The sequence below is a fragment of the Ruegeria halocynthiae genome (assembly GCF_900106805.1).
In the GTDB taxonomy this organism is placed as follows: Bacteria; Pseudomonadota; Alphaproteobacteria; order Rhodobacterales; family Rhodobacteraceae; genus Ruegeria; species Ruegeria halocynthiae.
The window spans coordinates 493,940-519,639 of sequence record NZ_FNNP01000001.1 but is presented as its reverse complement, the minus strand read 5'-3'; the positions used below and the strand labels follow the sequence as shown (position 1 = coordinate 519,639).

Annotated in this window: 27 protein-coding genes; 13 read left to right on the top strand and 14 right to left on the bottom strand. The window is 58.4% G+C overall.

What is annotated here, in order from left to right; genetic code table 11:
- The first annotated feature begins 89 nt into the window (after positions 1–89).
- From lptG to rsmA, 5 genes are all read left to right on the top strand, one after another.
- Positions 90–1,190: an LPS export ABC transporter permease LptG gene (gene lptG / locus BLU89_RS02675; RefSeq protein ID WP_074736335.1), complete on the top strand. Its 1,101-nt coding sequence runs from the start codon at positions 90–92 to the stop codon at positions 1,188–1,190.
- Entirely contained in the window at positions 1,190–3,355 is a 2,166-nt protein-coding gene (locus BLU89_RS02670; protein WP_074734229.1) for an LPS-assembly protein LptD, read from the top strand. Before lptG ends, BLU89_RS02670 begins: the two co-directional genes overlap by 1 nt.
- On the top strand, positions 3,346–4,599 hold the full coding sequence (locus tag BLU89_RS02665; protein WP_074734227.1) for a peptidylprolyl isomerase: 1,254 nt from the start codon (positions 3,346–3,348) through the stop codon (positions 4,597–4,599). The genes BLU89_RS02670 and BLU89_RS02665 overlap by 10 nt, the downstream gene beginning before the upstream one ends.
- On the top strand, positions 4,596–5,561 hold the full coding sequence (pdxA, locus tag BLU89_RS02660) for a 4-hydroxythreonine-4-phosphate dehydrogenase PdxA (protein WP_074734225.1): 966 nt from the start codon (positions 4,596–4,598) through the stop codon (positions 5,559–5,561). Before BLU89_RS02665 ends, pdxA begins: the two co-directional genes overlap by 4 nt.
- A gap of 80 nt (positions 5,562–5,641) precedes the next feature.
- Complete coding sequence (gene rsmA / locus BLU89_RS02655; protein WP_074734223.1) at positions 5,642–6,484, top strand: 16S rRNA (adenine(1518)-N(6)/adenine(1519)-N(6))-dimethyltransferase RsmA; 843 nt, start codon at positions 5,642–5,644, stop codon at positions 6,482–6,484.
- Positions 6,485–6,544: 60 nt separating this feature from the next.
- On the opposite strand, the gene BLU89_RS02650 is transcribed toward rsmA, so the two are convergent.
- The 3 genes from BLU89_RS02650 to prfA all read right to left on the bottom strand — a co-directional run bounded on the left by BLU89_RS02650 (position 6,545) and on the right by prfA (position 9,254).
- The gene (locus BLU89_RS02650) at positions 6,545–7,117 is read right to left on the bottom strand and encodes a DUF4167 domain-containing protein (RefSeq protein ID WP_074734221.1); all 573 of its coding nucleotides are present in this window, start codon (positions 7,115–7,117) and stop codon (positions 6,545–6,547) included.
- A 227-nt stretch (positions 7,118–7,344) separates the two neighbouring features.
- Entirely contained in the window at positions 7,345–8,202 is an 858-nt protein-coding gene (gene prmC / locus BLU89_RS02645; protein ID WP_074734220.1) for a peptide chain release factor N(5)-glutamine methyltransferase, read from the bottom strand.
- Complete coding sequence (gene prfA / locus BLU89_RS02640; protein ID WP_074734218.1) at positions 8,199–9,254, bottom strand: peptide chain release factor 1; 1,056 nt, start codon at positions 9,252–9,254, stop codon at positions 8,199–8,201. Before prfA ends, prmC begins: the two co-directional genes overlap by 4 nt.
- 62 nt (positions 9,255–9,316) lie before the next feature.
- Between prfA and BLU89_RS02635 the strand changes: the two genes are divergently transcribed.
- Positions 9,317–9,619 carry a hypothetical protein gene (locus BLU89_RS02635; RefSeq protein WP_074734216.1) on the top strand — a complete coding sequence of 101 codons (303 nt, stop codon included), beginning with the start codon at positions 9,317–9,319 and terminating at the stop codon, positions 9,617–9,619.
- On the opposite strand, the gene BLU89_RS02630 is transcribed toward BLU89_RS02635, so the two are convergent.
- The 4 genes from BLU89_RS02630 to BLU89_RS02615 are packed head-to-tail and all read right to left on the bottom strand — an operon-like array spanning position 9,545 to position 13,179.
- Positions 9,545–9,946, bottom strand: a complete 402-nt coding sequence (locus BLU89_RS02630) for a DUF1499 domain-containing protein (protein WP_074734215.1) — start codon at positions 9,944–9,946, stop codon at positions 9,545–9,547. The genes BLU89_RS02635 and BLU89_RS02630 overlap by 75 nt on opposite strands.
- A gap of 56 nt (positions 9,947–10,002) precedes the next feature.
- A complete protein-coding gene (speB, locus tag BLU89_RS02625; protein WP_074734213.1) occupies positions 10,003–10,950 on the bottom strand; it encodes an agmatinase in 948 nt (315 codons plus the stop codon).
- Between the two features lie 59 nt (positions 10,951–11,009).
- Positions 11,010–11,978, bottom strand: a complete 969-nt coding sequence (gene speB, locus BLU89_RS02620; protein WP_074734211.1) for an agmatinase — start codon at positions 11,976–11,978, stop codon at positions 11,010–11,012.
- Between the two features lie 37 nt (positions 11,979–12,015).
- Positions 12,016–13,179 carry a M20 aminoacylase family protein gene (locus BLU89_RS02615; RefSeq protein ID WP_074734209.1) on the bottom strand — a complete coding sequence of 388 codons (1,164 nt, stop codon included), beginning with the start codon at positions 13,177–13,179 and terminating at the stop codon, positions 12,016–12,018.
- 66 nt (positions 13,180–13,245) lie between these two features.
- Here BLU89_RS02615 and mazG point away from each other — a divergent pair, with 66 nt between their 5' ends.
- Genes mazG through BLU89_RS02600 form a run of 3 tightly spaced genes read left to right on the top strand, consistent with a single transcriptional unit; the run spans position 13,246 to position 15,551 of the window.
- Entirely contained in the window at positions 13,246–14,112 is an 867-nt protein-coding gene (gene mazG, locus BLU89_RS02610) for a nucleoside triphosphate pyrophosphohydrolase (RefSeq protein ID WP_074736333.1), read from the top strand.
- A gap of 54 nt (positions 14,113–14,166) precedes the next feature.
- The gene (locus BLU89_RS02605) at positions 14,167–15,105 is read left to right on the top strand and encodes a nucleoside hydrolase (protein WP_074734207.1); all 939 of its coding nucleotides are present in this window, start codon (positions 14,167–14,169) and stop codon (positions 15,103–15,105) included.
- A complete protein-coding gene (locus BLU89_RS02600) occupies positions 15,102–15,551 on the top strand; it encodes a GNAT family N-acetyltransferase (RefSeq protein WP_074734206.1) in 450 nt (149 codons plus the stop codon). The genes BLU89_RS02605 and BLU89_RS02600 overlap by 4 nt, the downstream gene beginning before the upstream one ends.
- On the opposite strand, the gene BLU89_RS21480 is transcribed toward BLU89_RS02600, so the two are convergent.
- From BLU89_RS21480 to BLU89_RS02580, 5 genes are all read right to left on the bottom strand, one after another.
- Complete coding sequence (locus tag BLU89_RS21480) at positions 15,548–15,715, bottom strand: hypothetical protein (protein ID WP_176797651.1); 168 nt, start codon at positions 15,713–15,715, stop codon at positions 15,548–15,550. The genes BLU89_RS02600 and BLU89_RS21480 overlap by 4 nt on opposite strands.
- 197 nt (positions 15,716–15,912) lie before the next feature.
- A complete protein-coding gene (gene eno, locus BLU89_RS02595; RefSeq protein WP_074734204.1) occupies positions 15,913–17,190 on the bottom strand; it encodes a phosphopyruvate hydratase in 1,278 nt (425 codons plus the stop codon).
- Positions 17,191–17,334: 144 nt separating this feature from the next.
- Positions 17,335–18,213 carry a DMT family transporter gene (locus BLU89_RS02590; protein WP_074736331.1) on the bottom strand — a complete coding sequence of 293 codons (879 nt, stop codon included), beginning with the start codon at positions 18,211–18,213 and terminating at the stop codon, positions 17,335–17,337.
- Positions 18,214–18,349: 136 nt separating this feature from the next.
- Positions 18,350–18,763 carry a Fur family transcriptional regulator gene (locus tag BLU89_RS02585; protein WP_074736330.1) on the bottom strand — a complete coding sequence of 138 codons (414 nt, stop codon included), beginning with the start codon at positions 18,761–18,763 and terminating at the stop codon, positions 18,350–18,352.
- A 72-nt stretch (positions 18,764–18,835) separates the two neighbouring features.
- On the bottom strand, positions 18,836–19,540 hold the full coding sequence (locus BLU89_RS02580; protein ID WP_074734203.1) for an endonuclease/exonuclease/phosphatase family protein: 705 nt from the start codon (positions 19,538–19,540) through the stop codon (positions 18,836–18,838).
- A 165-nt stretch (positions 19,541–19,705) separates the two neighbouring features.
- Between BLU89_RS02580 and BLU89_RS02575 the strand changes: the two genes are divergently transcribed.
- Positions 19,706–20,179: a hypothetical protein gene (locus BLU89_RS02575; protein ID WP_176797650.1), complete on the top strand. Its 474-nt coding sequence runs from the start codon at positions 19,706–19,708 to the stop codon at positions 20,177–20,179.
- Positions 20,180–20,197: 18 nt separating this feature from the next.
- On the opposite strand, the gene BLU89_RS02570 is transcribed toward BLU89_RS02575, so the two are convergent.
- Positions 20,198–21,616, bottom strand: coding sequence for a protein adenylyltransferase SelO (locus BLU89_RS02570; protein ID WP_074734199.1), 1,419 nt, complete (start codon positions 21,614–21,616; stop codon positions 20,198–20,200).
- A gap of 86 nt (positions 21,617–21,702) precedes the next feature.
- On the opposite strand from BLU89_RS02570, the gene BLU89_RS02565 reads away from it, so the two are divergent.
- Positions 21,703–22,122 carry a cupin domain-containing protein gene (locus tag BLU89_RS02565; RefSeq protein WP_074736328.1) on the top strand — a complete coding sequence of 140 codons (420 nt, stop codon included), beginning with the start codon at positions 21,703–21,705 and terminating at the stop codon, positions 22,120–22,122.
- Positions 22,123–22,126: 4 nt separating this feature from the next.
- The gene (locus BLU89_RS02560) at positions 22,127–23,017 is read left to right on the top strand and encodes a fatty acid desaturase (RefSeq protein ID WP_074734198.1); all 891 of its coding nucleotides are present in this window, start codon (positions 22,127–22,129) and stop codon (positions 23,015–23,017) included.
- Positions 23,018–23,081: 64 nt separating this feature from the next.
- On the opposite strand, the gene BLU89_RS02555 is transcribed toward BLU89_RS02560, so the two are convergent.
- Positions 23,082–24,179, bottom strand: coding sequence for an anhydro-N-acetylmuramic acid kinase (locus BLU89_RS02555; RefSeq protein WP_281241185.1), 1,098 nt, complete (start codon positions 24,177–24,179; stop codon positions 23,082–23,084).
- A 215-nt stretch (positions 24,180–24,394) separates the two neighbouring features.
- Here BLU89_RS02555 and tyrS point away from each other — a divergent pair, with 215 nt between their 5' ends.
- The gene (gene tyrS / locus BLU89_RS02550; RefSeq protein WP_074734194.1) at positions 24,395–25,645 is read left to right on the top strand and encodes a tyrosine--tRNA ligase; all 1,251 of its coding nucleotides are present in this window, start codon (positions 24,395–24,397) and stop codon (positions 25,643–25,645) included.
- The last annotated feature ends 55 nt before the right edge of the window (positions 25,646–25,700 follow it).

Genomic DNA, 25,700 nt, shown 5'->3' with positions numbered 1-25,700 from the left:
GTGACAATAATCGGCAGCTACAGGCCGTCGCGCATGAAACCATGCCTCGACGTGATTCCCGTATGCCGGGGCCTGACGGGGATGCCCGCGTGATCCTCGACCGATATTTTGCCCGCCGCTTTCTCCAAAGCTTTCTTGTGATCGGTGGCATCTTTCTGACCCTGATGATTTTGATCGACCTAATTGAACAGGTGCGAAGGTTTGATCAGGTCAACTTATCCTTTGGTCAGCTATTGCAATTGACATTGCTGAACACACCCGCCGCCATCAGCGAGATGCTGCCCCTGCTGATGATCCTGGCCACGATTGCGCTGTTTGTCGGCCTCGCCCGCAGTTCCGAACTGGTGGTGACCCGCGCCATCGGACGCTCAGGCATCCGTGCGTTGCTGGCCCCGGTCCTGCTGGCACTGGCCATTGGCACGCTTGCAGTGGCGCTGCTGAACCCGATCGCTGCCGCCACATCCGAAGAATTCCAGCGCCTGTCCGATGACTATCGCAATCAGGGCAGTTCGGCCTTGTCGATCAGCCGCGAGGGTTTGTGGTTGCGGCAAGGCTCGCCCAACGGCCAGTCGGTGATTCACGCGACCGGCACGGTCAACGGCGACAGATTCGCCTTACAGAACGTGACCATCACCACATTCGCGCAAGACGGCAAACCGAACCAACAAATCTCGGCTATTCAGGCAGATTTGGAGGATGGATACTGGGCCCTGCATCAGGCCAAAGTCTGGCCCCTTCAAGATGGTCTGAACCCCGAAATTCAGGCAAGCACCCACGAGATTCTGAATCTGCCCACCACGCTGACCCGGGACCGGATCATCGACACTCTGGGACAGCAGGATTCAGTGTCAGTCTATGATCTGCCTCAGTTGATCCGTGACCTAAGCGAAGCTGGCTTTTCAACAAAGCAGTATGAGGTCTGGCTGCAGGTACAACTCGCACGACCTCTGTTTCTGGTGTCCATGGTGCTAATCGGTGCTGCTTTCACCATGCGCCATGTCCGGTTTGGCGGCACCGGCGTTGCCGTACTGACTGCCGTTTTGCTGGGGTTTGGCATCTATTTCATCCGCAATTTTGCTCAGATACTTGGAGAAAACGGACAATTGCCGATCCTCGTTGCCGCCTGGGCGCCTCCGTTTGCAGGGATACTGCTGTCTCTTGGCCTCTTACTACACGCAGAGGATGGCTGATGCGATCCGTCCTGCCCCTGCTGCTGTCCAGCGCATTGATCCTGTCGCTGTCAACCGCGATAGCGGCGCAATCCGAAGGCGCTGGCCCAAACAGTGACGCCAGCGCGTCCGAACAGAATCAGCCTGCCCTTCTTGTGGCTGACGAAATATTCATCACCCCCGACCGCAAACTGGTCGCGGAAGGCAATGTCGAAGCCTATCAGGGTGATGTAAAATTGACTGCCCAAGGCGTCACTTATGACCGAGAGACCGGTGAACTGACCCTGACCGGCCCAATCCGAATCGATCAGGGCGGGGAAACCACTGTGTTGGCCGATTCCGCGCAACTGGACAGCGGTATCCAGAATGGTCTGTTGATGGGCGCGCGGATGGTGTTTGACCAACAGTTGCAAATAGCCTCGGTTCAGGCCACACGGGCCGCGGGGCGATACACACAGTTCAGCAAAGTTGCGGCGACTTCGTGCCATGTCTGCGCCAATGGCAAACCCCCGATCTGGCAAATTCGTGCCCGTAAGGTCACCCATGATCAGCTAGAACGGCAGCTGTATTTCGAGGGTGCTCAATTCCGCATTCTGGATGTACCGGTTTTCTATTTCCCCACGCTGCGCCTGCCGGACCCGACGCTCGAACGTGCGACCGGTTTCCTTGTGCCTTCGATCCGTACCACCTCGCAATTGAGTACCGGCGTAAAAGTGCCATATTTTTTCAAGATCGGCGATCACAAGGACCTGACGCTGACACCCTACCTATCGAAAAAAACCCGCACACTTGGGTTTCGCTATCGGCAGGCCTTCAAACGCGGACGCATCCGGCTGCGAGGCGCCTATACCCGCGACGACGTACAGCCCAATCAGGATCGCGGTTATTTCTTCGCTGATGGCCGGTTCAGTCTGGGCAACAGCTATCGGCTTACATTCGACATCCGGACAACCTCGGATGATTCGTATCTGGCTGACTACGGCTTGCCTGATTATGACCGTCTGCGCAGTGAGATTGCGCTTGAACGGATTAAACGCGATACGGCCTTCAAGACCAGCTTCATTCACTACAAAAGCCTGCGCGACAGTGAGGAACAGGACGAAATCCCATCCCGCGTTCTCGATATCAATTATCGCAAACGTTTTTTCCCCACGGCAGTCGGCGGCGAAGTCGAGTTGGCATTCATTGGTCACACCCACACGCGCACCAGTGATGAGAACATCACAGGCCGCGACGTCGCCCGTGCGACATTTGACGCCGAGTGGCTGCGCAGTTGGACCTTTGCAACCGGGTTACGCGCCGAGGCGCAATTGGGCGCAGCTGTTGATACGTTCGACATTCGCGATGACAGCAATTATCCGAACAATGTGACCCGCTTGACCCCGCGCGCCGCCTTTACACTGCGCTATCCGATGCTGCGCCGTGAGCAGAACGGAGCCACGCAGATTCTAGAGCCGATCGCACAAATCGGCTGGACAAATGTTTCAGACAACAACGTGCCCAATGACGAAAGCACATTTCAGGATTTCGATCAGGGCAATCTGCTGTCGCTCTCGCGCTTTCCAGCCGAAGATCGGCGCGAAGACGGCACAACGGCTGTTGTTGGCCTGAACTGGTCCCGATACAACGCCGATGGCTGGCGCGCGCTGGCAACGGTAGGCCAGGTCTTTCGATCAGATGCGGACCCGGATTTCACCCTGACCTCCGGACTGCAGGGTACCAAGTCAGACATTCTGCTGGCTGGGCAGCTAAACAACGGCAAAGGGTTGACCCTGGCGGCGCGCGGATTGCTGAACAGTGATTTCAGCTTTACCAAGGCTGAACTACGCGCCGGCTGGTCCAACGATGACACAGCGCTTTCCGCAGGTTACATCTGGCTGGAACCGGATCCGGCCGAAGCAAATGAAAAGGAAATTTCGGAATTGCGTGTCGGTGGACGTTATCGCATTGATCAGAACTGGCTGACCCGTGCCAATGCACGCTATGATTTCAGCGAATCCGAACCGCTCCGCCTTGGGTTTGGCGTGACGTATGAAAATGAGTGTGTGCAGGTAAATTTGAACATCAACAGACGCTTTACCTCCACATCAAGTATTGAGCCTTCGACAGAATTCGGCTTTACCGTAGCCCTGACAGGGTATTCCGTCGAAGGCGATGGACAGAAGTTTAAGAGAAGATGCAGTTGATCTCAGGTTTCACAAAATCTCTCCGCTCGGGCTGCCATAAATCGGTGCTACCGGTGCTGGCCGCCACGCTAATTGCGATGACCACACCGCAAGCGCAGGGCCAAAGCCTTTTCTCGCCGGCGATCCGGGTCAATCAGGACATCGTGACCTGGTATGAATTGCAGCAGCGTCAGCAGTTTCTCGAACTGCTCGGCGTTCCCGGCAATTCCGAGACCGAGGTCCGCGAGGCCCTGATCGACGACCGCCTGCGAAAACAGGCCATGCGCGATGCCGGAATCGAGGCCGCTCCCGAGGACGTTCAAACCGGGATCGACGAATTCGCCTCACGCGGCAACCTCAGCAGTGAAGAGTTTCTGACACTGCTCAATGATGCCGGTATTTCCAACGAAACCGTACGGGACTTTGTGGCGGATCAGTTGTCATGGCGTGATTATGTCAGCGCGCGTTTTCTGTCACAGGCCCGGCCCACCGAAGATGAAATCAACCGCGCGCTGGGTCAGGGCGGCGGCGGTGGCCTGCAGGTCCTGCTGTCTGAGATCATTATTCCTGTCACACCTCAGACTGTGGCACAGGCCGAGGCTCTAGCCGAAGAAATCTCGCAGCTTCCCGATCAGCAAAGCTTTTCCTCTGCCGCCGTGCAATACTCCGGCGCCGCCACACGCGAAAACGGCGGGCAGTTGGACTGGCTTTCGCTTGGCAACCTGCCACCAGCCCTGCAACCCGTCATTCTGAGCCTGAAGAACGGTGAGATTACCGATCCGCTGTCGCTGCCGAACGCCGTTGCCCTGTTTCAGATGCGCGGCATCCGAGAAGTCGCCACCGGTGCGCCGCGCTTCTCAGAAATTGACTACGCAATGTACTACCTGCCCGGTGGTCGCAGCGCCGATACGCTTGCGCAAGCCGAAAGCCTCAAGGAAGAGATCGACACCTGCGATGACCTCTATGGCCTCGCCAAGAAGCAATCGCCCGAGGTACTGGACCGCATCACCGCCAGCCCTTCTGATATTCCGCGTGACGTGGCATTGGAACTGGCCAAGCTTGATCCGAACGAAGCGTCAACCACTCTGACCCGTAACAATGGACAGACACTGGTGTTCCTGATGTTGTGCACCCGAACCCGCGAACTGGGCGAGGATACCACCCGTGTCGACGTGGCCAATGCGCTGACCCAACAGCGGCTGCAGGCCCTTGCCGACAGCCTGCTGGAACAGCTGAGGGCCGACGCCGTTATCATCGAACAATGACCACCCCGATCGCGCTGAGTTGCGGAGAGCCCGCCGGGATAGGCCCCGAGATCGCGGCCAAGGCCTGGGCCGCTCTGCGCGACACTTGTCCGTTTTTCTACATCGGCAACGCCTCACACCTGCCTGCAGATACACCCACAGTCCAAATTGAAACACCAAGCGAGGCCAAAACGGTCAGCGCCACCGCCCTGCCCATTCTGCATGTTGATTTCCCCGCCCTGAACACGCCCGGTCATCCCGATCCCATGAACGCACTTTCTGTTGTTGATGCCATCGAAAAGGGCGTCGAACTGGTGCAGGCCGGTGCGGCCGCTGCGCTATGTACGGCCCCCATCCACAAAAAGGCATTGATCGATGGCGCCGGTTTCTCCTTCCCCGGCCACACCGAATTTCTAGCCGCACTGGCCGGTCGCAGTCGGGTCGTGATGATGCTGGCCAGCGAACAGCTGCGCGTGGTTCCAGCCACCATCCACATCCCCCTGTCTCAGGTTCCTAACGCACTAACCCCCGAGGTCCTGCGCGAAACCATAAAGATCACAGCCCATGGTCTGCGCGACCAATTTGACATTGCCTATCCCCGGATTGCCGTGGCTGGCCTGAACCCCCATGCCGGTGAAGGCGGAAAGATGGGCACGGAAGAGCTTGACTGGATCGCTCCGCTGATTGCAGAACTCAATCCTGATGGTTATTCGGTAACCGGCCCCCACCCGGCGGATACCATGTTCCATGCCGCCGCGCGCACCCGCTACGATGCAGCCATCGCAATGTATCACGATCAAGCCCTGATTCCGATCAAAACACTGGATTTCGACCGGGGCGTGAATGTGACACTGGGCCTGCCCTTTGTCCGCACCTCACCGGATCATGGCACAGCTCTGGACATTGCTGGCCAAGGCCTTGCGAACCCGGCCAGCCTGATCGAGGCCCTCAAACTCGCCCAACGTATGGCGCAGTCCCGCTAATGCTTCATCTGGCCAAAAATACCTCCGCCGGAGGCAAAAAATCTCTGGCGCTCCCTCTCCATTTCGAACCACGGTAAAGCATGAGCGCCATAGACAATCTCCCACCGCTGCGCGAGGTCATCGCAACCCACCAGCTCTCGGCCCGCAAATCGTTGGGCCAGAACTTTCTGCTCGACCTCAACCTGACCGCCAAGATTGCCCGGCAAGCCGGTGATCTGACTCAATGCGATGTCCTCGAAATCGGCCCCGGCCCCGGTGGCCTGACACGGGGCTTACTTTCTGAAGGCGCGCGCAAAGTGGTGGCGGTGGAAAAAGACACCCGCTGTATCGCGGTCCTGAACGATATCGCCGCCGCCTATCCCGGCAGGCTTGAAGTGATTAACGGTGACGCGTTGGAAATCGATCCGCTCGCCCATCTTACGCCCCCGATCCGCGTCGCTGCCAACCTGCCCTATAATGTCGGCACCGAGCTGCTGGTGCGTTGGCTCACACCACCCGACTGGCCCCCCTTCTGGCAAAGTCTGACCCTGATGTTTCAGCGCGAAGTAGCCGAGCGCATTGTGGCCCAACCCGGCAGCAAAGCCTATGGTCGCCTTGCCATTCTTGCACAATGGCGGGCCGAGGCGCGCATCGCCATGTCGTTGCCCCCTGGCGCATTTACACCGCCGCCGAAGGTCTCCAGCGCAGTTGTCCACCTGACCGCCCTGCCCGAGCCCCGCTTTCCGGCTGACCCCGCCACCCTGTCGCGTGTCGTCGCCGCCGCCTTCAATCAACGCCGCAAAATGCTGCGCGCCTCGCTCAAAACTGTCGCACCGGATATTGAGGACCGTCTGATTGCAGCCGGAATCAAACCCACAGACCGGGCCGAACAAATCCCACTCGAATGTTTTTGCGCGCTGGCCCGTGAGGTTCGCAAACCCTGAACGACAAAACCCCGAGCGATTGCCCGGGGTCATGTGTCTCATCACGCATCCAGAGAGATATTACTCTGCGACCTCAGGCGCGTCGCCATTGTTTGCCGCCGCCTGTTGTTCGGGTGCGGGTTTCGGTTTACGGGTGCGTGGACGGCGCGGTTTTTCCTTGCGCTCCGTCGCCTCCGGCTCAGCATCCTTGCTTTCCGGCGTCTCGACCAGTCCGCTTTCAGCTGCCGCAGTTTCATTTCCGAATTCTACAACATCCGGTTGCGGTGCTTCGGCAGGATCTGCCTGACGCGCTGCTTCACGCTCCTGGCGCTCCGCGCGTTCACGGTCACGCTCGGCCTGACGTTCGCGGTTTTGGCGCTCCTGCTCTTCGCGGCGGGCCTCCATCTCGCGCTGCGCCTCGCTCAGCATGCGCAGGTAATGCTCGGCGTGCTGCTGAAAGTTCTCAGCCGCCACACGGTCATTCGCCAGTTGGGCGTCGCGCGCCAGTTGATTGTACTTGTCTATTATTTGCTGTGGCGTGCCACGCACTTTGCCCTCGGGTCCCGAGCTGTCAAAAACACGGTTTACGACGTTGCCGCCAGAAGGACGATTGCGGTTGTTCTTGGTCCGCGAGCGGGATTTAGAAGATCTCATCTTACTTTACGTCAGCCTTATCAATTCACTGTCGATCAACCCGTATCTAACGCTGCTCAGTGGCTTGTGCCTTAACGCGTCATCGACTTTTTGGGCTTGGCGTCAGGGGTGCGCTGAAACAGCGTCAACCTCGCCGACTAATCCTGAGTAAACATGTCCTGAGCCCTCAGACAAGGGGATTCTCTCAATTGTCGCAGCTTTTTTACTTCAATCGGCACTTTTCAGCCTCAGTTCCGTTTCGTCAGCGGCAATCTGGCCCCTACTACCCGATCACGCCCATCCAGATCGGGGATCACCCGTATATCTGACAACCCTGCCGCGTCAAACAAGGCGGAAACATAAGCGCCCTGAGTTGGGCCTATTTCAACCAGAATACGCCCACCGGGTATCAGGAAATCCGGGGCGGAGGCCGCAATGCGGCGATACGCATCCAACCCGTCGCCCTCATCCGTCAGAGCCATACGCGGCTCGTGCTCGCGCACTTCGGGCGAAAGCGCGCTCATCTCTTCCGCTGCTATATAGGGGGGATTCGAAACAATCAGGTCGAATTGCCCTTCAATGTTCGCGAACCAATCAGATTGTCGAATCTCTGCCCGCGCCTGCACTTGATGCTGTACCACATTGGCGCTGGCCTGCAGGCAGGCAACTTCGCTAAGGTCAACGCCTACGCCCGAGGCACTGGCCCGCTCCGCCAGCAAGGTGATCAGGATACAGCCCGAGCCCACCCCCAGATCAAGCACATGATCGAACGGTTCGCTCAGCGCGGCTTCGATCAAAGCTTCGGTCTCGGGGCGCGGGTCCAGCACGTCGCGGCTGACCTGGTACCGGCGACCATAGAATTCGCGTTCCCCAAGCAAATGCGATACCGGCACCCGAATGGCGCGCAGCGAGATCAACTGGTCGTAACGTTCGGCAATATCGACCGGCAACTCCTCGGGCGCGATCAACGTCACCCGGCTGGCCTCGATTCGCGCCGCATGGGCCAAGAGCACCCGCGCATCCCGCGCCGGATCAGGTACGCCTGCGGCCCGCAGACGTGCGGTGGCGGCAACCATGGCCTGAGCCGCTGTCAATGCCGCGATCATAGCGCCATCTCCGCCAACAGCCGCGCCTGATCATCTGCGGTCAGCGCATCGATCACTTCATCCAGATCGCCCTGCATGACCTGATCCAACTTATACAGCGTCAGATTGATGCGGTGATCCGTCATCCGGCCCTGCGGAAAATTATATGTGCGAATACGTTCCGACCGGTCGCCCGAGCCGACTTGACTGGCCCGATCCGCCGAGCGTTCACTGTCGATCCGCTGCCGCTCCAGATCATATAGGCGTGTTTTCAGCACCTGCATCGCGATCTCGCGGTTGCGGTGCTGGGATTTCTCGGAACTGGTCACCACGATACCGCTAGGCAAGTGCGTGATCCGCACCGCCGAATCTGTGGTGTTGACGTGCTGCCCGCCCGCGCCCGAGCTGCGCATCGTATCAATGCGGAGGTCGTTGGCGTCGATCTGGATGTCCACATCCTCGGCCTCAGGCAGAACCGCAACCGTCGCCGCCGAGGTATGAATCCGCCCGCCGCTTTCGGTTTCCGGAACGCGTTGAACGCGGTGCACACCAGATTCGTATTTCATCCGCGCAAACACATTATCGCCTTTGATGTGGGCGACCACCTCTTTGATGCCGCCCAGATCGGACACCTGTTCTTCGATAATATCCACCTGCCAGCCATGCGCTTCGGCATAGCGCTGATACATCCGCAGCAGGTCGCCCGCGAACAAGGCCGCCTCATCCCCACCGGTGCCGGGGCGGATCTCAAGCATAGCCGGGCGCGCATCTGCGGCATCCTTGGGCAACAAAGCCAGTTGCAGCGCATGTTCCGCCTCAGGAATTCGCGCCCGCAATTCCGGGATTTCTTCTTCCGCCAGCTCTTTCATGTCCGGATCGGCCAGCATGGCCTCTGCCTCGGCCAAATCACCTGCCAGTTGACGCCAAGCCATGATCTGATCAACCACCGGCCTGAGGTCCGAGTATTCCTTGGCCAAAGTCGCGATATCTCCGCCCGAGGCACCATCAGCCATGGCCGCTTCGAGGTATTGGAATCTCTGGGTGATCTGTTCTAGGCGTTCTTCGGGGATCATCCGCGCGGTGTCTCTCATCCGGGGGCTTTGGTCAAGGCCCTGCCTTGTGCTAGGCTTGGCTTATGAAACGACTGATCCTAGCCCTGACACTCGTTGCGACCCCCGGTTTTGCCGACGTTGTTGGCCCCGGAGGCAAGGTGCAGGACTGTTATTGCACCGACAAATCCGGCACCCGCGTCGAGTTGGGGGAAATGATCTGCCTGCAAGTCGACGGCCGCATGTTTATGGCCCAATGCCAGATGTCGCTGAACGTGCCCATGTGGCGCGAGGTGCAGGAAGGGTGTTTGTCGTCAGGGTTGGGTCAAAGCAAGCCAACCGTCGACCCGATCTCGATTAACGCCGAAATCTTTCCGGCCAAATCTTAAACGAGCGTAAACGCGCAGAGTATCTCTGTCTTGCTGCGCAGTGGTGTAGTCGGGAAAACCGAACACCTTGGTGCGGGTGATATAGGTGATCATCCCCTCTTCTACCGATCCAGCCAGCACTGTGGTGCGTGGTGTCGCGAGGGCGATGGAGTGGAGACGCGTCAACCCATCGGGGCCGGTTTCAACGGCCCGGACAACCCCACCTTTCAGATTACGATCCGCACCTTGCGGAACTACATGCCAACGCGCAGGGTCAGACGGAGCAAGACGGATATAGGCAACCATCGCAACGCCCACCGCAATCAACAGCCACAATACCATTTTCATCAGCCTATTCCATCCCTCTACGCCTAACTTAGTCGGTCGGAGGGTAGCTCACACCCCTATCGTGACGTCACACCGGGCAGGATGCACAGCATCTCGAACAGCAGGTTCGCCGCCGTCAGCGCCGTATTGCCCGAAGGGTCATAGGGCGGAGAGACTTCGACAAGATCGCCACCCACTACATTCATGCCTGCCAGCGCATGGATCAGCTGCAGCGCCTGAGGGGTGGTCAGGCCCGCGATCTCGGGCGTGCCAGTACCGGGCGCGTAGGCGGGGTCAAGGCTGTCGATGTCATAGGTGATGTAAACCGGATGATCCTCGACCGTCTTGCGGATCAGCGAGCCGATCTCGGTCAGGTTCTGCTGCCACAGCTCCCACGCGGGATATTGGCGAAAGCCCCAGCCCTGCGCCTCGGTAAAGTCGCTGGCCGCATAGCCCGAGCCGCGAATGCCGATCTGAAAGGTCTTGTCGGGCACGATCAGCCTTTCCTCATAGGCGCGGCGGAAGACGGTGCCGTGGGTTTCCTTCTCGCCGAACATCTCGTCATTCACGTCGGCATGGGCGTCCACATGGACCAAGGCCACCGGCCCATGCTTGGCTGCCATCGCCCGCAGGATTGGCAAGGTGATCGAGTGATCACCCCCCATCGCCATCGGGATCACATCCTGCGCCAGAATGCCATCATAGCTGTCCTTGATGATCCTCAGACTGTCCGCCAGCGAGAACGTGTTGATCGCCAAATCCCCGATATCGGCGATCTGCAGATTGTCGAACGGTGCCGAGCCATTGGCCATGTTGTAGGGCCGGATCATCGCGCTTTCACTGCGGATCTGCTTGGGCCCGAACCGTGTACCCGAGCGCCACGAGGTTCCGATATCCATCGGAACCCCCAATACCGCCACATCCAACCCTTCCAGTGAGGATGCCTGAGGCAGGCGCATGAACGTATTCGGCCCGGAAAACCGCGCCAGATCATTGCCGCCAATCGGTTGGTTGTATTGGGTCATCTGCTTTCTCCGATACGGTTCCTCATCAAGCAGATACCGGGATTATGCCTAACCAAAGGTTAAGGCTGCATCAGCTTGTTCCAACCCAGCAAACAGATGATCTGCATCGCCACATGAGCCCCTGCAATCGCTGTTGTTCCAGTGGTGTCAAATGGCGGTGAGACCTCGACAATATCGCCGCCCTTGATGTTGATGCCTGCTATGTCGCGCAGGATGATCTGTGCCTGCGCTGAAGTCAGCCCACCCCAGACAGGTGTACCGGTTCCCGGCGCGTAGGCTGGATCCAGGCCGTCGATATCAAAGCTCAGGTAGACAGGGTGATCGCCCAGAATATCCTTGATCTTCTGGGCCACGGCGACGGGGCCGGTTTCGTGCACTTCGCGGGCATCAATAATGTTCACGCCCAGCGTGTCATCATTGGTCGTACGAATCCCAACCTGAACCGAGCGTTTCGGATCGACGATGCCCGATTTGACCGCCTTGTAAAACATGGTGCCATGATCCACCCGATCCATATTGTCATCGGCCCAGGTATCCGTGTGCGCATCGAACTGAAGTAGCGAGATTGGCCCGTATTTTTCGGCATAAGCCTTCAGGATCGGAAAGCTGATATAATGATCCCCACCCAGCGTGACCGAGGCCACGTCAGCGGCCAGAATAGTACGAATGTGATCCGTTAGCGTATCGGGAAAGGCCGGAATATTGGCATAGTCGAATGCAACATCCCCGTAATCGGTGATCGCAAGTTCGGTCAGCGGTCCAAAGGGCCAGCCGTAAGGTTCATCCGGAGATTGCAAGGTGCTGGCCTCTCGGATCGCGCGCGGCCCAAGACGGGTGCCGGGCCGGTTCGTCACAGCCTGATCAAACGGCACGCCGGTCACGGCGATATCAACGCCGGTAAGGTCCTTGGTGTAGCGACGCCGCAGAAACGATGTCGCCCCACCAAACGAGTTTTCGAACGAGACGCCCTTAAGCTTGGGGTTTGTAAACGCCTCATCCACGTAGTTTTTTGAATCTTCCAGTCCCATTTCCGTACCTACCAGTTGTTTTCTTTGCCAAGCCTGTTCAGCTCAGCGGTTGTGCAGTTTCGACTATCCGCGCGAAAAACGATGCGCCCACCGGAGCCACATTGTCATTGAAGTTGTATTTAGGGTGGTGAAGCCCTGGGCCCTCACCCTGACCCATAAACAGATAGGCCCCGGGTCGCGCCTGCAACATGTATGCGAAATCTTCGGCCCCCATATCGCGGCCCATATTGTCGACCACCCGTTCCGGGCCAGACACCTCTCGTGCAACATCCGCGGCAAAGGCGGCTTTTTCGGCGTCGTTGGTCGTCGCCGGATAGCCGATTTGATAATCCAACCGTGCCTCAACCCCGTACGAGGCCGCCTGCCCCTGAACGATCTGCTCCATCCGTTCGATCACCATCTTCTGCACCGCCGGATCGAAGGTGCGCACGGTACCGTTTAGAAAGGCGGTATCGGGGATCACGTTGTTGACCGTCCCGGCGTGGATCTGTGTGACCGAAACCACCAGATCTTCGACCGCATAGTGATTGCGACTGACAATGGTTTGGATGGCCTGCGCAATGCCGCAGGCCGCCATTACCGGATCCTTGGTCTGATGCGGCATGGCCCCATGACCACCAACACCCTGAATATGGATGTCGAACGTATCAACCGCTGCCATGATTGGCCCCGGCGTGGTGTAAAAGGCACCCTCAGGATTGCCCGGATCATTGTGAATTCCGTAGACCTGAGAGATATCGAACCGCTCCATGATGCCTTCTTTGACCATCACGTCTGCACCGCCGCCTTCTTCTTCGGCCGGTTGAAAGATCAGCGCCACACGGCCTGCGAAATTCCGCGTCTCGGCCAGATAGCGCGCCGCGCCCAGCAGCATCGTGGTATGCCCGTCATGCCCGCAGGCGTGCATTTTTCCGGGGTTTCGCGATGCGTATTCAACACCCGTTTCCTCGGTAATCGGCAGCGCATCCATATCGGCGCGCAAACCAATGGTCGGACCATCCCCCTGCCCGTTGATGATGGCGACCAAGCCGGTCTTTGCGATCCCCTCGTGCAGCTCATCCACGCCGAAGTCGCGCAGACGCTCGGCCACGAAGGCCGCAGTTTCATAGCATTCGAACTCCAACTCGGGGATCGTGTGCAGGTGTTGGCGCCACTTGGCCATATCGGTGGCGTAATCGGCAATTCGGTTGACGACGGGCATCTGGGGTGGACTCCTGATCGGGACTGCGGGATGGATGCATCTGACACCGGAACGAAAGGGTTCGCAATGGCCGAAAATCCTCTGATCCACGATACGGACGCGGGTATCGAGCGTCTGCTGGAAATCATGCGCCGCCTGCGTGACCCTCAATCCGGCTGCCCGTGGGACATCGAACAGGATTTTGCGACGATTGCGCCCTATACTATCGAAGAAGCCTATGAGGTAGCCGATGCCATCGAGCGCGAGGCCTATGATGAGCTGAAGGGAGAATTGGGCGACCTGCTGTTCCAATCCGTCTTCCATGCGCAAATGGCTGAAGAGGCCGGGCATTTCACTTTTCAGGACGTGGTGCGCACCATGTCGGACAAAATGGTCGCCCGCCACCCACATGTGTTCGGCGACGAATCCCGCGAGAAGTCCGCTGAACAGCAGACGTTGGATTGGGAAACCATCAAGGCGGCTGAGCGCGAGGGTAACAAACAGAAAGGTGCGCTGGACGGCGTGGCTGCCAACCTGCCCGCCCTGCTGCGCGCCCACAAGCTGCAGAAACGTGCCGCGCGCGTGGGGTTCGACTGGCCCGACGCCAGCCATGTGCTGGCCAAGATCACCGAAGAGGCCGCTGAACTGGAAGAGGCACGCGACAACATGGACGCCGACGCATTAGAGGACGAGTTCGGCGATCTCTTGTTCGTTATCGTCAACCTTGGCCGCCATCTGGGCATCGAACCCGAGGCCGCCCTGCGCCGCACAAACGCCAAGTTCACTCGCCGCTTCGAAAAGGTTGAATCCCGGCTGGCCGAACGCGGTAAAACACCCTCACAAAGCGACCTGGCCGAGATGGATGCGCTTTGGGACGAGGTGAAAATCGAAGAACATCGCGCCAACGGCAAACTCCCGCCGGTGGATGCGCCAGCAGACGCGGAAATCGGCTAGACAAGTCCCGCGACACTTGCGAGTGTCCGACCTTCACGTCCCCTGGAGACAGCAATGCCCCGCAAGATCATCATCGACACCGATCCTGGCCAGGACGATGCCGTCGCCATTCTGCTGGCGCTTGCCAGCCCCGAAGAGATCGAAGTTCTGGGCATCACTGCCATTGCCGGAAACGTCCCACTGGAATTGACTGCCAAGAACGCCCGCATCGTCTGCGAACTGGCCGGTCGCACTGATATCCAGGTCTACGCTGGCTGCGATCGACCGATGAACCGGCCCTTGATCACCGCTGAACATGTGCACGGAAAATCCGGGCTCGACGGCCCCGTTCTTCCCGATCCGGAAATGCCTCTGGCCCAAGGTCATGCGGTTGATTTCATCATCGAAACCCTGCGTGCGCACGCGCCGGGCACGGTGACGCTCTGTCCTCTGGGACCACTGACCAATATCGCTACTGCCTTCCGTAAGGCCCCCGATATCATCGACCGGGTGCAGGAAATCATCCTGATGGGAGGCGCCTATTTCGAGGTTGGGAACATCACGCCCACGGCAGAATTCAACATCTATGTCGACCCGGAAGCCGCTGATATCGTGTTTAGATCCGGAGTTCACATCGTCGTGATGCCGTTGGATGTGACCCATGATGCGCTGGTCACACCCCATCGCAACGATGCATTCCGGGCATTGGACAGCAAAGTTGGACATGCGGTGGCCGAAATGACCGATTTCTTCGAACGCTTCGACAAGGAAAAATACGGCTCGGAAGGCGCGCCGTTGCACGACCCTTGCGTGACCGCTTATCTGATCCAACCGGACTTGTTCTCGGGCCGCCACATCAATGTTGAGATCGAAACCCAATCAGAATTAACCTTGGGCATGACTGTGGCCGACTGGTGGCGGGTCACCGATCGCACACCAAATGCCATGTTCATGGGCGACGTGGACGCCCAGGGTTTCTTCGACCTGCTCACCGAAAGGCTGGCCCGCCTATGACTGCTGCACTTCGCCTTGCCCGCCCCGACGATCTGGACCGCCTGATGGCGCTGGTCGCGGCATTTCATTCGGAATCAGGCATCGCACAGGATGACGAGATACGCCGCAACGCGCTGACCCCTCTGCTGGACGGCATACCGCATGGGTGCATATATCTGATAGGACCGGGCCGCGCACCGCTGGGATACATCATCCTCACCTTCGGCTGGTCGATCGAGTTCGGCGGCATGGACGCATTCGTAGATGAAATTTACATCCGACCAGCCGTTCGTGGCCGTGGGATCGCCACCGAAGTTCTGCAGGACCTCCCCAAAGCCCTGGCCGAGGCCGGGCTGACCGCCCTGCATCTTGAGGTCGACCGCACGAATGAAACCGCACAAAAGCTCTATTTGCGGTCAGGCTTCAAACCACGCGACCGCTATGTTCTGATGAGCAAGATGCTCTAGCGTGCCTCGCCCCTGAGGAACGAATCTGGATTGTTCATTTTCTTCACCGGATCGTCCTGCGAGACCTCCATCCCTGTGATCGGATAGGTCCCCGGCTCTGAACATGCGGTCAGAACTCCGACGGAAAGCATTGAAATTACGAGAAAGACCTTGGAAGCAGACATGATGATCCCCTTTCTGCAATGCGGACAGAATAAAGGGAGCTATCAGGCGGCAATAGGAACAAGTTCACACATAATGACATTAATGTCAGTTTTTCGCAGGCAATAGGCCCGCCCTGAAAACAAAACATGCTTGAACCCACAAAAAAGGCCCCGGCATCAAAGCCGGGGCCCAATCGGTGCCACTGCAATCACACAGTTCAGCGCTTCAGGATCGAAGCACCGGCATATTCCGCGACCTCGCCCAGCGATTCCTCGATGCGGATCAACTGGTTATACTTCGCCAACCGATCCGACCGCGCCAGCGAACCGGTTTTGATCTGCCCGCAATTGGTCGCCACCGCCAGATCGGCAATCGTGGCGTCCTCTGTCTCGCCCGAGCGGTGCGACATTACGTTGGTGTATCGCGCACGATGTGCCATATCGACAGCGCGCAAGGTTTCGGTCAGCGAACCGATCTGGTTCACCTTGACCAGCATCGAGTTGGCACAGCCGCGCTCAATCCCTTCGGCCAGACGCGCCGGGTTGGTCACGAAGAGGTCGTCACCAACCAATTGCACTTTGTCGCCGATGGCGTCGGTCAATGCCTTCCAGCCGTCCCAGTCATCCTCGGACATGCCGTCCTCGATCGAAATGATCGGATAATCATTGACCAGCGCAGCCAGATAGGCCGCGTTTTCTTCGGATGACAGCGAGATGCCTTCACCCGACAGGACGTACTTACCGTCCCTGAAGTATTCGGTCGCTGCGCAATCCAGCGCAAGGTGGATTTCCTCACCCGGCTTATAGCCCGCTTTTTCAATGGATTTCAGGATGAAATCCAGTGCTTCGCGGGTGCTGGCAATGTTCGGGGCAAAGCCGCCCTCATCGCCCACGCCGGTGGCCAGACCAGCAGCTGACAGTTCTTTTTTCAGCGTGTGGAACACCTCGGACCCCATACGCACCGCTTCCCGGATATTCGAAGCCGAGGTCGGCATGATCATGAATTCCTGAATGTCGATGGGATTGTCGGCGTGCTCACCCCCGTTGATGATATTCATCATCGGCACTGGCAGAACCCGCGCCGAAGTGCCGCCCACATAGCGGTACAGAGGTTGAGTCGTGAAATCCGCCGCGGCTTTGGCCGTCGCCAGTGAGACCCCCAGAATGGCATTTGCGCCAAGGCGACCTTTGTTCTCGGTGCCGTCCAACTCGATCATGGCCTGATCAATGGCGACCTGCTCAGTCGCGTCGAAACCCATCAGTTCCTCAGCAATCTCACCGTTCACTGCGGCGACGGCCTCCAGCACGCCTTTGCCCATGTAACGCGCCTTGTCGCCGTCACGTTTCTCGACCGCCTCGTAAGCACCGGTTGAAGCGCCCGAGGGCACAGCGGCGCGGCCCATGGTGCCGTCTTCCAGGATCACATCTACTTCGACGGTCGGATTACCCCGACTGTCCAGAATTTCGCGCGCATGGATGTCGATGATGGTGCTCATGATACGGGTCCCAATGAAGCCAACGGTTGAATGCCTCATACCAGCACGCGGCGAAATGTAAACCGGGTCCGTTAACGCTAACATACATATTTACCGACCTTTAGGGCTAACAATTCATTGTTTGCGCCAACAGGTTCCTTGGCCTTAGGCCACCGCCAATGCGCGCGCCAACCGCCGTTCGCGGATAAAGGTGTAGAGACCCGAACCGATGATCAGCCCTGCGCCGGCCAGCGTCATGCTGTCTGGCCGTTCACCAAACATCAGCATCCCCGCAGTGATCGAGAACACCAGCCGCGTGTACCGAAATGGTGTCAGCGCGGATGCTTCGCCGATCCGCATCGCCGTGACGATACCGTAATATCCCAAGACGCCAAACCCGATGGCACCCAGATAGGGCCCGATCTGGAACGATTGCAGCGGTACAACGGATTGCGCCGAGAACAGCATCAATGCAGCACCCGCCAGCGCCACCCCGATATAGGCCTGCAGTGCCACCACCGACGAGGCGACACGAACGTCCAAACGGCGCGTGATCAGATCGCGCGCGGCAATCGCGACGACCGAGACCACAACGAACAGCGATTCCGGCTGGAACCCCTCGAACCCGGGGCGAATGATCATCAGGACACCGACGAATCCAATGCCGATGGCGCTCCAGCGGCGCCAGCCGACTTGCTCACCCAGAAACAGCGCCGCCCCCATCGTCACGAACAGCGGCATCGCCTGAAAAACGGCGGCCACGGTTGACAGGTCCACCAGCGACAGCGCGGTCACAAAGCTAAGCGCCCCAAAGGCTTCGGTCCCCGCCCGGATCAGCGGCAGGGGCTTCCACGCTACAGGGTCGAACATGCGTTTGCGTGTGACCAGCGACATCAACACAAAAACGAACCCGCAGAACAGGCCCAGCACGATCATGATCTGCCCGGTCGAGACACTGACCGAGAGATACTTGATGAACATATCCTCAAGCGCGAAGGCCGCCATCGAACCGATGATCAGCATAATGCCGTTTACGTTTTTCATGCGCGTTTCCATTGGAGCGGGTCGCGAACCGGCGGACCCTTCCGGCACAGAAATCGTAACCTTTGCGACCTCGCAAGCAGTATTACGACAGTTTCGATGAATTCCCGTGCGCCGACCTATCGCGTTTCGTGATAGATCAGTCTTTTTCCAGCGGTACGCCGTAAAGCTCCAGACGATGACCTTTCAGCCGGTACCCAAGCTTGGCCGCAATCTTTTCCTGCAATGCCTCGATATCAGGGTCGACGAATTCGATCACCTCACCGGATTGCATGTCGATCAGATGGTCGTGGTGGTCACGCTCTGCATCTTCGTACCGGGCGCGACCGTCACCAAATTCCAGCCGCTCAAGAATGCCTGCCTCTTCGAACAGCTTCACAGTGCGATAGACAGTTGCAATCGAGATGCCCGAATCCTCGGCCGAGGCGCGGGCAAAAAGCTCTTCCACATCCGGGTGATCCACGCTCTGCTGCAATATCCGCGCAATGGTCCGGCGCTGACCGGTCATGCGCAAGCCCTTGGCTTCGCAACGGGCGATAATCGTGTCGGACATAGTGACCCCCGGAACTGTTCGGTATTCTGTCTTAATATGTCTGCGCGCCATGCGCTACAGACGATTTTCCCATCAGGCGATGCGCCGCAGATCGGCCCAGACCGGAAGGTGATCCGAGGCGATATGTGCCGGTCGCGCGTCATGTACCCCATGCAGTGCGGCCTCAAGCCCCTGACCCAGCGCGATTCTGTCCAGCGCCCCCAGAGGCTGTGCGGCAGGGAAACTTGGTACAGGAGGCAGAAACCGCATGTCGGGCGCCAGATGGTCCAGAACCGGTTGGCGCGACCATTCGTTGAAGTCCCCGGCCCAGACCGTAGGCATACGATCCAGATCAGAATCACATCGGCGAATATGGGTGATCTGCTGACGGCGCGATGCGGGAAACAGCCCCAGATGCATCCCCATCACGCGCAGGGGTCCAATATGCGTATCAAACTCAACCCGTACAGCGCCTCGAGGCTCCAGCCCCGGCAAATCATGATGTCCGGTCTGGCACACCTGAATGGCGTCCCCCCGCCAGATCACCGCGTTGCCATGCCATCCGAGGCTACCCGCGCCACCCAGATCAACGATCTGCCACCCCGCTTCGTTCAGCATGAAATGCGGCAAGGCGGCCGGGCGCGGCGGCAGTCGCTTGTCGGCCTCCTGTAGCACAACGATATCGGCCTGCATGGATTCGATGACCTGCAATATCCGCTGCGGCTGTCGCCGAAAATCGAGGCCAACACATTTCTGAATGTTATAGCTGGCAAGGCGCAGGGTTGACGATAGAGACATTGGCTTCCGTTAGAGTTTCGGCGCGAAGGCTGCGGTAATCGATATTGGAGGCAAGTCCCTAGATTGACCAGATCACAATGGGGCAATGCTGAATTTTTAGGCAGCCCGATCAATGATACTGCGGTAGCCAAAGTTTTGACTCTTTCTTATGAAACCCACATCGGCATGAAGCAAGCACAGAACACGGCTATCGAAGATGCACCGCGGTTTCTGCGGACTTGGGGTTTCTGGGCGGTTTTGGCCGGTGCCACCGCTTTGGTTCTTGTCTTTGTCCATATCGTCGGACCCACATTCGAAGCCAAACCATCAGCAGCCACCCAAATCGGTGAGATTGCGGGCGAAATCAAACGGTCCGCCTGGCGTTCATTTCTCGGCCTTCCGAAACCAGAACCTGAGGTGGTCTCAACACCTGTCCTGAGCTATGTCGCGATCGCCATCCCCATATTAGGCGCAATTGCAATCCTCCTATCTGTTTTGTCGGGCATTGCGCGCGAAAACTGGCGGTATTCGGTATACGGCACCACTTTGGGGGCAACTGCTGTACTGTTTCACTATTTTTGGTGGCTTGCAGTGCTGGCAGCGGCAGTCATTCTGCTTGTGACCATCATTGAGAATATCGGGGACATCTTCAGTTTCTGACCCAAGCCTACGCGCCACTTAGATCCCGCAAAACGTCGCCTGCACCACCTCATTCTCAGCCGGGGGTCGCATCAGATCAGCCGCTTCCGGCTGATCCTCGTAGGGTCGCATCAGCACGTCATTCAGCCGTTGAAATGGGGCATAATCCCCTTGCACCGCAGCCTGTATCATTTGCTCAACCCGGTGGTTTCGCGGAATGAAAGCCGGGTTCGCGCCTGCCATCACCTCAGACGGCGCATCTTCACGCGTCAGCCGAGCCTGCCATCCCTTGGCCCAGCCATCATAGGCGGCCGGGTCGGCAAACTGATCACGCGCGCGGTCACTGCCCAGCGCCCGGAACGTATTGGTGAAATCCGCCTGGTTCTGCGCCATTCGGATCAGCAGATCCGAAATCATCTCCAGATCGCCCTCCTCGGCCCGGACCAATCCGATTTTGGCCCTGAACCGCTCTAGCCAGTGTTCCTGCATCAGGTCGGGCATGGCATGGACAATCTCGGTCGCCTCTTCCACGGCCGCGTCTTTGTCCTCAAACTGCTGGATCAGCGCGGTCGCCAGTTGCGCCAGATTCCACACCGCAATCTCGGGCTGATTGGAATAGGCATATCGCCCCATCCGGTCAATCGAGCTGTAAACGGTATTCGGGTGATAACTATCCATAAAGGCGCATGGACCATAATCGATGGTCTCACCGGCAATCGAGCTATTGTCGGTATTCATGACCCCGTGAATGAAGCCCACACTCATCCACTGGGCAATAAGCCGCGCCTGCGCATCCCGCACCGCACGCAGCAGGCCCATCGGTCCTTCCACGTCAGGATAGTGACGCTGGATCGCATACTCGGTCAGTTGCCGGAGGTTCTCCATCTGCCCCCGCGCCGCAAACACCTGAAACGTGCCCACCCTTAGATGGCTTTGCGCGACACGAGTCAGCACCGCTCCGGGCATCGGTCCCTCACGCAGCACGATTTCTCCAGTCTCTACAGCGGCCAAAGCGCGTGTTGTAGGACTGCCCAGCGCGTGCATCGCCTCGGACATTACATATTCACGCAGCACCGGCCCCAGCCAGGCACGCCCATCGCCCTGCCGCGAAAACGGCGTCTGGCCTGAGCCTTTCAACTGTATATCCCGCCGGATACCATCCGTCCCGACCGTCTCGCCCAGCAAGACCGCGCGCCCATCGCCAAGCTGAGGGTTATAGGTGCCAAACTGATGCCCGGAATAAAGCTGCGCCAGCGGCTGCGCTCCTTCGGGAACCGCATTGCCCGCAAAAGTTTGCGCCATTTCTTCTACGTCACCGGGTGAAATCCGCAGCAATCGAGCCAAATCGGTATTGAATGTGATCAGCTTTGGTGCACGCACGGGTACAGGCGCCTGCCGCGCATAAAACGAGTTGGGTAGGCGGACATAGCTGTTGTCAAACGGAATTGTCAGGGTCATGCGGCAAACATATGTCCTACATACACAATTGCCATAGCAGATCGCACGTGCACATGCATAATCTGAACAAACGATCCGAGATATCCATGACCGCACAAGAGATCATCAAGCACCTGAGCCTGCAACAACACCCTGAAGGCGGCTGGTTCAAGGAAACCTGGCGCGCCGACAATCCTGGCCGTGCATCTGGCACATGCATCTACTTTCTGCTGGCGGAAGGGGAACACAGCCACTGGCACAAAGTCGACGCAACCGAGATCTGGCTCTACCATTCGGGTGCTCCGCTGATCCTCTCTCTCAGTAAGACCGATGACGGACCCGCCAAAGAACACACACTTACGCCCGACTTGCACAACGGTGCACCGCAAATCATTGTGCCCAAAGGCCACTGGCAGGCAGCGCGCAGCAGTGGAGATTATACTCTGGTCAGTTGCACCGTTTCCCCGGGCTTTGAATTTGATGGGTTCGAACTTGCGGAACCCGGCTTCGATATACCAGGAAAGTAACAACATGGACCACCGCGCTCTGATCACTGCGATCCCGCCTGAGGCCAAGGGCAAGCTGCAACAGCGGTCAGACATGGCGGGTCTCAAACATCTAGCGATCTATTTCGGAACTGTGGCAGCAAACAGCTCGGGTATCGTTCTGCAGATCCCCTTTTGGCCACTGCTGATCCTGCCGCAAGGTCTTCTGCTGGTCTTTCTGTTCACGCTTAGCCACGAATGCACACATAAGACTCCGTTTAAAACCGGATGGATCAACGAAGCGGTCGGACACCTCGTATCAATTCCCATCTGCCTACCATTCACATGGTTTCGCTATTTTCACCTTGCCCATCACAAATGGACAAACCATCCGACAAAAGACCCTGAACTTGATGGCAAACCCCGCCCCGACAACTGGCGCAGTCTCGCTGTCTATCTCAGCGGCTGGCCATACTGGGCGGGTATGGCACGTGTGTTGGCGGACAACGCGCGCGGAAAGATTGACGCGCCGTATCTGCCTGCCCGCCAGCACCGCGCCATCAAAACTGAAGCCCGCATATTGTTCGTCTTCTACACCTTGGCAGGACTAAGCTTGTTTCTCACGCCAGTAATGTTCTGGCTGTGGCTCCTGCCTGTGGTTATTGGCCAGCCGTTCTTGCGCATCTACCTACTCGCCGAACATGGCCTTTGTCCTGCGGTGGCAAATATGCTCGAAAACTCTCGCACGACCTTTACCAACCGACTGGTGCGATTTCTGGCGTGGAACATGCCCTACCACGCGGAACACCACGCCTTTCCAAACGTGCCCTTCCACCAACTCCCGTCCTTCCATCGCTGGACCCAAGCCCACCTGAAATCCACCTCGGACGGCTACGCAGAATTCACCGCAGACTACGCCCGCGCCCTCAAGCGCTAGATCCGCCTCTTCATCTGGCCAAAAATACCTCGGGGGAGTCGCGCAGCGACGGGGGCAGAGCCCCCTACCCGCTCACTACAGCACCCCTTATCGGCGACGACACAACACCGCCCCCAACCAGTGCACTGACCCCGGTCGTGCCCGGACATGATGTCGGAAGTCCTCGTGCCACCCGGACAGCAAGATAGGCAAATGCCTGTGCCTCCAGCATATCGCCGTCCAGCCCAACCGCCTCAACCGGCTCCACCGGACAATCCAGTGACACCCGCAACATCTCCATCAGCACCGGATTATGACGCCCACCTCCTGTCACCAGCAGGCGTGAAGGCGACTTGGGACAATGCTCCATCCCCTTTAATACGCCTGCAGCACACATTCCCGTCAGCGTGGCGACCGCATCGGCATCGCTCAATTCCTGCACCAAACCAATCATCTCAGAGAAATCATTTCGGTCCAGCGACTTAGGCGGCATCCGGTTGAAATATGGCTCAGCCAAAAACAGTTCAAGCGCGCCGGTTTCGACCGTGCCATCCCGCGCCAGCGCCCCGTCCCGATCCATCGGCAGACTCAGCCGCTCCTGCATCAGATCATCAACCGGAGCGTTGGCAGGCCCGGTGTCGAAGGCCAGTAACGCCCCCGGTGCTTCGGGCCCGCCAAAGGACGGATCGACATAGGTCAGGTTTCCCACACCACCGAGGTTGAGGAAACACAAAGGCGCCTCTGCGCCGATCCATTTGGCGCAGGCAAAATGAAAGAACGGGGCCAGAGGCGCGCCTTCACCGCCCAGTGCCACGTCATCACTGCGAAAGTCCCACACCACCGGCAACCCCAATGCCTGAGACAGGCCTAACCCGTCGCCCACCTGAAGCGTCCCGCGCCCGCGTGGCTCATGCGCCAACGTCTGACCATGGAAGCCGATCATGTCGACCTCATCGAACTCTGCCAAAACCTCGGCATGTGCGCGGGTCACCAGCTCGGCCGAGATATCTACATCCGGTCCATGCCAAAGACCCAGCGCCGCGCGCAGGGTGGCGCGTTCCTCGTCGGAATAGGCGCGATACCCGCTGGGACCAAATCCAAGTATTTCCTGCCCGTCGGTTTCAACTACTGCAGCATCAACGCCATCCATTGACGTACCCGACATGGTCCCCAACGATCTGATCACACCCGTTTTGCTGATGACCCTGCCCACGCCGACCTCGTTTTTATTCGTATATCCACCCGTTGCGCCGGGCTCTGGGCACAACCTGCACGGTAATACAAAGCCAAGGCAAGACACATCCGGCCCACACCGCATATTTCTTGGAAAAGGTGCCTTTTCCTTGCCTCTGGCGCCGCCTATACAGTGCTCCGCAATAGTAACCCCGAGGGCACGATATGACCTACCACCCTAAATCGGATTTCATCGCCACGATGATCGAGCGCGGCTTTCTCGCCGACTGCACCGATTATCAGGGCCTTGATGAGGCGCTGATCAGCGGGGTGCAAACGGCTTATATCGGGTATGACGCCACCGCGCAGTCGCTGCACGTGGGTCATCTGATGAACATCATGGTGTTGCGTTGGCTGCAAAAGACCGGTCACAAGCCAATCACTCTGATGGGCGGCGGTACTACCAAGGTGGGCGATCCCTCGTTCCGCTCGGATGAACGCCCCCTGCTGGGTCCCGAACAGATCGATGCCAATATCGCCGGGATGCAAAAGGTCTTCGCCAAATACCTGTCCTATGACGACAGCGAAACCGGCGCATTGATGCTGAACAATGCCGAATGGCTGGACAGCCTGAATTACCTCGACTTCCTGCGCGATATCGGGCGGCATTTCTCGGTCAACCGGATGCTCAGTTTTGAATCGGTGAAATCCCGGCTGGATCGTGAGCAATCGCTGTCGTTCCTCGAATTCAACTACATGATCCTGCAGGCCTATGACTTCCTTGAGCTGAACCGCCGGTATAACTGCGTGTTGCAGATGGGTGGTTCGGACCAATGGGGCAACATCATCAACGGTATCGACCTGACCCGCCGCGTGCTGGATCATGAAATCTATGGTCTGACGACCCCTCTGCTAACCACCAGCGATGGCCGCAAGATGGGCAAATCACAGGGTGGAGCAGTCTGGCTGAACGGCGAAATGCTCAGCTCTTATGAGTTCTGGCAGTTCTGGCGCAACACAACCGATGCCGATGTGGGCCGGTTCCTGAAAATCTTTACCGAGCTGCCGGTCGACGAATGCGACCGCATGGGCGCGCTGGCAGGGTCCGAGATCAACGAGGCCAAGGTGCGCCTCGCCAATGAGGTCACCACCCTGCTCCACGGGGCCGCGGCAGCGGCCACGGCCGAAGCCACAGCGCGCGAGGTGTTCGAAAAAGGCGGCGTGGGCGGAGACCTTCCGACCCTCACCCTCAGCGCCGCTGAGCTGGGCGACGGTATGTCCATTGTACAGCTGATCGTCAAAACCGGCCTCGCCAAATCCGGCAAAGAGGCCAAGCGCCTGATCGCCGAAAACGGCGCCAAACTGGACGATACCCCGTTGACTGACGCGGGCCTGATGATCGACGCAGGTGCGCTATCCTCGCCCATCAAACTCAGCGCGGGCAAGAAGCGTCACGCGCTGGTGCAATTGGGCTGATCCAATAAGACGGCTGCGTTCGGGCGCCGGCGATGAATGGTGGACGTTGCAGATC

Excerpts from the sequence above, each read along its gene's own strand:
- BLU89_RS02670 (WP_074734229.1), top strand. The coding sequence starts at position 1,190 with ATGCGATCCGTCCTGCCCCTGCTGCTGTCCAGCGCATTGATCCTGTCG.
- BLU89_RS02665 (WP_074734227.1), top strand. The coding sequence starts at position 3,346 with ATGCAGTTGATCTCAGGTTTCACAAAATCTCTCCGCTCGGGCTGCCAT.
- pdxA (WP_074734225.1), top strand. The coding sequence starts at position 4,596 with ATGACCACCCCGATCGCGCTGAGTTGCGGAGAGCCCGCCGGGATAGGC.
- rsmA (WP_074734223.1), top strand. The coding sequence starts at position 5,642 with ATGAGCGCCATAGACAATCTCCCACCGCTGCGCGAGGTCATCGCAACC.
- BLU89_RS02650 (WP_074734221.1), bottom strand. The coding sequence starts at position 7,117 with ATGAGATCTTCTAAATCCCGCTCGCGGACCAAGAACAACCGCAATCGT.
- prmC (WP_074734220.1), bottom strand. The coding sequence starts at position 8,202 with ATGATCGCGGCATTGACAGCGGCTCAGGCCATGGTTGCCGCCACCGCA.
- prfA (WP_074734218.1), bottom strand. The coding sequence starts at position 9,254 with ATGATCCCCGAAGAACGCCTAGAACAGATCACCCAGAGATTCCAATAC.
- BLU89_RS02635 (WP_074734216.1), top strand. The coding sequence starts at position 9,317 with ATGAAACGACTGATCCTAGCCCTGACACTCGTTGCGACCCCCGGTTTT.
- BLU89_RS02630 (WP_074734215.1), bottom strand. The coding sequence starts at position 9,946 with ATGAAAATGGTATTGTGGCTGTTGATTGCGGTGGGCGTTGCGATGGTT.
- speB (WP_074734213.1), bottom strand. The coding sequence starts at position 10,950 with ATGACCCAATACAACCAACCGATTGGCGGCAATGATCTGGCGCGGTTT.
- speB (WP_074734211.1), bottom strand. The coding sequence starts at position 11,978 with ATGGGACTGGAAGATTCAAAAAACTACGTGGATGAGGCGTTTACAAAC.
- BLU89_RS02615 (WP_074734209.1), bottom strand. The coding sequence starts at position 13,179 with ATGCCCGTCGTCAACCGAATTGCCGATTACGCCACCGATATGGCCAAG.
- mazG (WP_074736333.1), top strand. The coding sequence starts at position 13,246 with ATGGCCGAAAATCCTCTGATCCACGATACGGACGCGGGTATCGAGCGT.
- BLU89_RS02605 (WP_074734207.1), top strand. The coding sequence starts at position 14,167 with ATGCCCCGCAAGATCATCATCGACACCGATCCTGGCCAGGACGATGCC.
- BLU89_RS02600 (WP_074734206.1), top strand. The coding sequence starts at position 15,102 with ATGACTGCTGCACTTCGCCTTGCCCGCCCCGACGATCTGGACCGCCTG.
- BLU89_RS21480 (WP_176797651.1), bottom strand. The coding sequence starts at position 15,715 with ATGTCTGCTTCCAAGGTCTTTCTCGTAATTTCAATGCTTTCCGTCGGA.
- eno (WP_074734204.1), bottom strand. The coding sequence starts at position 17,190 with ATGAGCACCATCATCGACATCCATGCGCGCGAAATTCTGGACAGTCGG.
- BLU89_RS02590 (WP_074736331.1), bottom strand. The coding sequence starts at position 18,213 with ATGAAAAACGTAAACGGCATTATGCTGATCATCGGTTCGATGGCGGCC.
- BLU89_RS02585 (WP_074736330.1), bottom strand. The coding sequence starts at position 18,763 with ATGTCCGACACGATTATCGCCCGTTGCGAAGCCAAGGGCTTGCGCATG.
- BLU89_RS02580 (WP_074734203.1), bottom strand. The coding sequence starts at position 19,540 with ATGTCTCTATCGTCAACCCTGCGCCTTGCCAGCTATAACATTCAGAAA.
- BLU89_RS02575 (WP_176797650.1), top strand. The coding sequence starts at position 19,706 with ATGAAGCAAGCACAGAACACGGCTATCGAAGATGCACCGCGGTTTCTG.
- BLU89_RS02570 (WP_074734199.1), bottom strand. The coding sequence starts at position 21,616 with ATGACCCTGACAATTCCGTTTGACAACAGCTATGTCCGCCTACCCAAC.
- BLU89_RS02565 (WP_074736328.1), top strand. The coding sequence starts at position 21,703 with ATGACCGCACAAGAGATCATCAAGCACCTGAGCCTGCAACAACACCCT.
- BLU89_RS02560 (WP_074734198.1), top strand. The coding sequence starts at position 22,127 with ATGGACCACCGCGCTCTGATCACTGCGATCCCGCCTGAGGCCAAGGGC.
- tyrS (WP_074734194.1), top strand. The coding sequence starts at position 24,395 with ATGACCTACCACCCTAAATCGGATTTCATCGCCACGATGATCGAGCGC.